This window comes from Collinsella aerofaciens ATCC 25986 (genome assembly GCF_964239575.1).
GTDB lineage: Bacteria > Actinomycetota > Coriobacteriia > Coriobacteriales > Coriobacteriaceae > Collinsella > Collinsella aerofaciens_BQ.
In genome coordinates, this window is the sequence record NZ_CAXSQQ010000043.1 from 1 (window position 1) to 5,165 (window position 5,165).

Annotated in this window: 7 protein-coding genes and 1 tRNA gene; all 8 read left to right on the plus strand. The window is 51.2% G+C overall.

Annotation, left to right across the window (positions count from 1 at the left end; all coding sequences use genetic code 11):
* On the plus strand, positions 1-234 hold a 234-nt coding region (locus ACESUZ_RS09890), incomplete at its 5' end, for a hypothetical protein (protein ID WP_373199881.1).
* 70 nt (positions 235-304) lie between these two features.
* A complete protein-coding gene (locus tag ACESUZ_RS09895; protein ID WP_373199883.1) occupies positions 305-895 on the plus strand; it encodes a GIY-YIG nuclease family protein in 591 nt (196 codons plus the stop codon).
* A 23-nt stretch (positions 896-918) separates the two neighbouring features.
* Positions 919-1,443, plus strand: coding sequence for a hypothetical protein (locus ACESUZ_RS09900; protein ID WP_271740660.1), 525 nt, complete (start codon positions 919-921; stop codon positions 1,441-1,443).
* Between the two features lie 228 nt (positions 1,444-1,671).
* Positions 1,672-1,938 carry a hypothetical protein gene (locus ACESUZ_RS09905; RefSeq protein WP_271740659.1) on the plus strand — a complete coding sequence of 89 codons (267 nt, stop codon included), beginning with the start codon at positions 1,672-1,674 and terminating at the stop codon, positions 1,936-1,938.
* Complete coding sequence (locus ACESUZ_RS09910) at positions 1,938-2,216, plus strand: DUF4160 domain-containing protein (RefSeq protein WP_373199885.1); 279 nt, start codon at positions 1,938-1,940, stop codon at positions 2,214-2,216. The genes ACESUZ_RS09905 and ACESUZ_RS09910 overlap by 1 nt, the downstream gene beginning before the upstream one ends.
* Positions 2,217-2,498: 282 nt before the next feature.
* Positions 2,499-3,287, plus strand: a complete 789-nt coding sequence (locus tag ACESUZ_RS09915; protein ID WP_373199887.1) for a DUF3825 domain-containing protein — start codon at positions 2,499-2,501, stop codon at positions 3,285-3,287.
* Positions 3,288-3,425: 138 nt separating this feature from the next.
* Positions 3,426-3,500, plus strand: a tRNA-Val gene (locus tag ACESUZ_RS09920).
* A gap of 379 nt (positions 3,501-3,879) precedes the next feature.
* On the plus strand, positions 3,880-5,037 hold the full coding sequence (locus ACESUZ_RS09925) for a putative endonuclease domain-containing protein (protein WP_373199888.1): 1,158 nt from the start codon (positions 3,880-3,882) through the stop codon (positions 5,035-5,037).
* The last annotated feature ends 128 nt before the right edge of the window (positions 5,038-5,165 follow it).

Sequence of the window (5,165 nt, forward strand, 5' to 3'; positions counted from 1 at the left end):
ATTCTAGGACGAAGGCCGTTCTTCGTTAAACGGGCGCTAGGGCGTCACCCTTACACCAACATTTTCGACGCGATCGCCATTGCAGAAGTCTTTAGCCTTCTACTAAATCAATTTCTTAGAGATTGGTGCCGTATCAGCCATCGCTGCGACGGCACTATTTTGTTTAGCTCGACTGCCTCTCGATCTATTACCGATGTTGAGCCTTACACCCCATCTGCCAGAGCGATAAGATAATTGCAATCCAAATGATGCCGTTTATAAAGCTCCATTTGGATCCAATTGCCTATATCACTGGAGCCATACCATGAGGAACTACTATCAAATCAAAACCGTCGCATCGGCCCCTCCAAGAAGGCTCATCCCGATCGGAAAAGTCGTCAGCGCTGCTGGTCTTGTATTGGCAATTGTCAGTCTCTTTTACGCTCTGCCATCGAGTGCCAACATATATGGCTCGCTTTCTTTTACTTTCTTACTTATTGGCTTGTTCTTTTTTGTAGACGGGCTCCTTCTTGTTATTACAGCATCAAAGCAACAAGAGAAACTACTGCGGCTACGCCAATCCCTCCTAGAAGATGATCCGCAAATCGTTGCAAGCGCCGAAGAGTTTATGGCTCAGCGAAAGGCCCTGACAAAGCAAGGCGAAATTACTGGCATCTACATTGTCCATAATGCGACCAAAGATCTGTACTACGTAGGCCAAAGCGCAAAGGCAATTGATCGGGCGGCCATACAGTTTCTCGGTAGGGGCAATTGCGATGTATATGCCGACTACAAGTACGGTGACTCATTCAACATACGAATAATCCCGCTGTCGGGAAGCTGCTACGAAAGTCTCAATGAGCTAAAACGCGCGGCGATACAAGCGCTCGAGGCTGCTGATGAAGTGCTCTATTAAAGGCGAATGTTAGGTTAAATGAAATGGCAAGCTCAAATAACGCAGGCAACAACGAGGAATTAACGCCGTCCGTCGAAGAAACGCTTCTTAACGAATCCGGCTCGATTGCCAGGGTCAAATCGTTCTCATGGATCTGGTTTATCAACAAGGAACGAATCCACGACATAGATCCCGTCCAATGCGGCAAATGGATGTTCTTCTTCTCTCCATTCAAAACCGCCCTCATGGACGACATTGTCGGAACCGCAGTTCTTGACGGCGTCGTCGTAGAGGCCAAATACTCGAATCCCGAAACGCTCATCGCGGCGGGTTCGAAACAAGGTGTCTGCTGCTTTTACCTAAACGGAAACGATAGAAAAGGCCATAAGAGGGTACTGAGCTACATGCTGGAAAACGGGCTAATCAGGAAGACAAAGACTGGAAAGCTATATAACATTTCGTTCAAATACGACGCTGAGACCTATGCGGGAAAGTACAAGGGGAGCGGCTTCTCCGGAAAGATAAAACTCGCGGACTTTGTTGACCTGGAGACGGGAGAGTTTATCTAGGACAGCGGGCGGAGTGACGAATTCTGTTTATGCTCAAAGTTCATCAATAACCGCATGATCAACGCACAGCGACGGTTTTCCATGCCAAAAAGACACTGAAGTGTGAGACGGTTCAAATCTCAACTAAACAAATAATCAGCAGTTCAGGTCTATGGGAATAATTCAATTCGCATCACGTTGCATCTAAGCGGTTGTTTATACTCGGATGTAAACACTAAGGAGGCAGCAATGCTTTGGAGCTATGTTCAGCTAGATGATGGCACTCAGTTTGCCTACTCAGAAACACGCGACGACGGGACCGTTCACGTGGCCGTCGAGCGCCCGATTGATTTTGGTTTTGACCATGCAGAATGCTTTCTACCTGCGGTCAAATGGTTTAACGTCGAAGGATTTTCTACAGACGACCTGGATTTTTTGACCGAGTTCGTTAGGTCAAACGCTCCGTTTATCTTCGAGCTTGCAGAACGTCAAAAAGCCGGACCGGCGGTGGCATAATGCCTCGAATTCTTGTTTTTGGACAGTATGTTCTGTTCTTTTGGATTGCAGAAAATGGCGAGCCCGTTCACATCCATGTAGGAGTAAAGAGGGCAGCTGCAAATTCGACTAAGTTTTGGCTCACTAAAAATGGCGGATGCACACTTGCGAACAACGAGAGCAAGATTCCGGCTAAAGATCTCAGGGATCTTTCAAAACTAATCACCATGAACCATCGATACATTTGTGACAAGTGGCGCGAAACCTTTGGTGATGATTCCCCGACATTCTATTGCTAAACCGCAATTGAGGCATGATTACGCTTGTCAACTCATGATTGCCGATGTTGACGGGCGGGACCTTCCTGTTACGCCGTTAGTGCTCCAATCGTACTTTCCGATAGCTCGGAACCCAAAGACAACCAGCACTACGCCTGGATCCAGGACCTTGTTTCCGGAAACCGCACGCGAGCAGAACTCGCCGACGAGCTGCGCCGCAATTGCGTTGTGTGTCTCGACGGTGCGTCGCACGTATAAAATCTAAGCATCCAAACTCTAATTATGAGATGGATTGGACGCCACATGGAGATCCCCAACACCCTGTGCAGCAATGTATACGACTTTGCGTTTTGCCCCGAGCCCTGTTACGAGCGCTTGGCCGACCTCGCCGATCCCGAGGACTGGGGTCCCTGCAACCGCATTCTCAAGAACTACCTGTCGTTTTCGTTTAGCCGCGCGGTATTTTTGACCGAGCGCGACGTGGACCAGACCGCGCCGTCCAACCTGCCGCTGGTGTTCGACGACGACCGATGCCTGTTCAACACCGGCCTGTACACGCGCCGCTACGAGACCATCTACGGCCTGTTTGAGCCCAACACCAAGCCCGACGCGCGCCAGCGCTGGTTTTTGAAGGGTTTCTTTAAGGAGAGCGACCCCATGCTGGTCTCGTTTGAGTACCTGCCGTGCCGCGTGCGCTTTGCCGAGGACCCCTCCGAGCTTGTCTTTGACTACCGCCTTCCCATCCGCTCCAACATCGACCACATTCTGGGCGACGAAGAGAACCTGACTCGTATTCCCGCCAGCCTGATGGGGGAGGGCAACTCGCTGCTGCTGCGCCGTGCCTTTGAGGGAGCCGTCGTCGAGGCCGCCCGCCGCGCCGCAGCCAACTATACGCTCGCGGTGCCGCAGTTCTACGGCGGCCGGATCCAGCTACTCCTACCGCTGTGCCTGACCGGCGACAAGCCCGAGCTGGCGCTGACCATCCAACGCGAGGACGGTTTCTACGCCGCGCGCACCTGCCTCACGCTCGACATGGCCTACAACAACGCGCGACTTATCTGCCGCCCCGAGACTTCGTGGATTAAGCGGTAAATGGTGGTTTAGCTGCGGTTTTGTCGATTGCTTTGGTTGCTTTGGCTTGGCTAGCACCCACGAATTTAAAATCGGGGGCAAAAAGTTCTTGGTAAACCACGTACGGCTATGTTAGTATCTCTTTTGCCGAAAGGCGACGGGCGATTGGCTCAGGGGTAGAGCATATCCTTCACACGGATGGGGTCACAAGTTCGAATCTTGTATCGCCCACCATCTAAAGCATAGGTCAGAGGTGTTAAACTTCTGACCTTTTTCTTTTTTGACACCAAGGGTGACTCCAAGACGAATCGTAGTCGTATAAGGCGTCATTTTTTTCGCACCCTTTTTGCTGACGCCATTGCATGTTTTGTATAAAACGCATGCGTATTTTCATTGAATTCCCCATGTGATCCGCGCGCAAATGTGGAGACAGGGACCACATGCCCAAAGCTCCTTCCAGCGGTTTTCTATCACACGACGGTTTTTCGGCGGAACTCGGCATGCTTTTGTCAGCATTTGGTTTGCTTCCCGTACTTACCCGCATGATGCCCCGGTAGATAATCGGCCATGCCCGCAATCCGCACGGCCTACGGTCGAAACCAGGGGAGGCCACATGGACGAAATCGTCTGCGCAAACACCGCTTTCCGCTACTGGCGCTGCCCACCGCAGGTGCATGACCTCTACCCGCGCCTACCCAGCTCCGATGACGGCTGGCGGACCCTATCCCAAGCCCCTTTCGTAACCGATGTCCTCAAGACCCCGATTATCGCTGTTGCTTCGCCAGGTTGTTGTAATCACCACTCGGGATTGCGCTCCACTATTCGCTGGGAAGGGGCATCGGATGCCAGCACAACAATCGACACTCATTTAGGCTTTAGTGTCACTAATCCGCTTAACACGTTATTTACTATGACACGCTTTGTGTCCCCAATAGATCTCGTACTAGCTATGTACGAACTTTGCGGCTGGTTTTCTGTATTCGAGCCGGCTCCCGCTGCCGAAATGCAGCTAAAAATGGCGGTAGAGGAGAATCGCAATTCCAGCACGCAGGATTTGTCCGAACTTGGAGAGGGCGAAGACGAGGTTCCATGGAAACAAGTTTATGCCCCCGCAACCGTAAAGGACCCAGATAATGATGGCCAAACGAGCGAGCGTAAGGATGAAAGAGAGGTTACGAAACTCAAAGGTACTTCTCTTTGGATGAGAAAGCCGCTCATCGAGCTAAGCGATCTGCATCGATTCGCCGACAAGGTCAAAAGTCAAATGTGGGGAAAGCAGTTTTATGATGCCGCTCAGCAGGTTATCGGCATTGCTGCATCTCCACTCGAGGTCGCGGGGGTCCTGCTTCTAAGTCGTTCTCGAAGTCTAGGTGGTTCAGGATTCAGATACGTATACCTCAACGATTTAACCCCTCTATCCGAGGAAGCCCAAAGCATCGCAGGTCAAAAGGTTTGCTACGGTGACATCGTGATTGTAAACCCAATCCTAATGAAGGCAGCAATTATCGAAATCCAAGGTGAGGTCATCCATGGGTCAGGCGCGGTACTTGACCAAGATGCGGAGCGCATGACTGCGCTCCAGAGCATGGGTTTCGATGTGTTCCTGGTAACCCACGATATGCTTAACGACAAAAAACAGCTAGACGCCATAGTCAAAAGCGTCTGCAGTCGTTTGGGGATTCGATATAAAGCCAAATCCGAGGCAATGAAGCGCGCCGAGACGCGACTGCGAGCAAATGTTCTGAGCAACTGGTTGGAACTCGGAAATTAGCCGGCGACAAGGCGCTAGAACGACCTAGTTTTCCTGCTAGTGAATTAGTATCATTTCAAAACCATGCCGGATTACGGGGCTGGACCCGGACCGGCCGTCCATACCCTGCATTTCGCTGAATGCGCAAG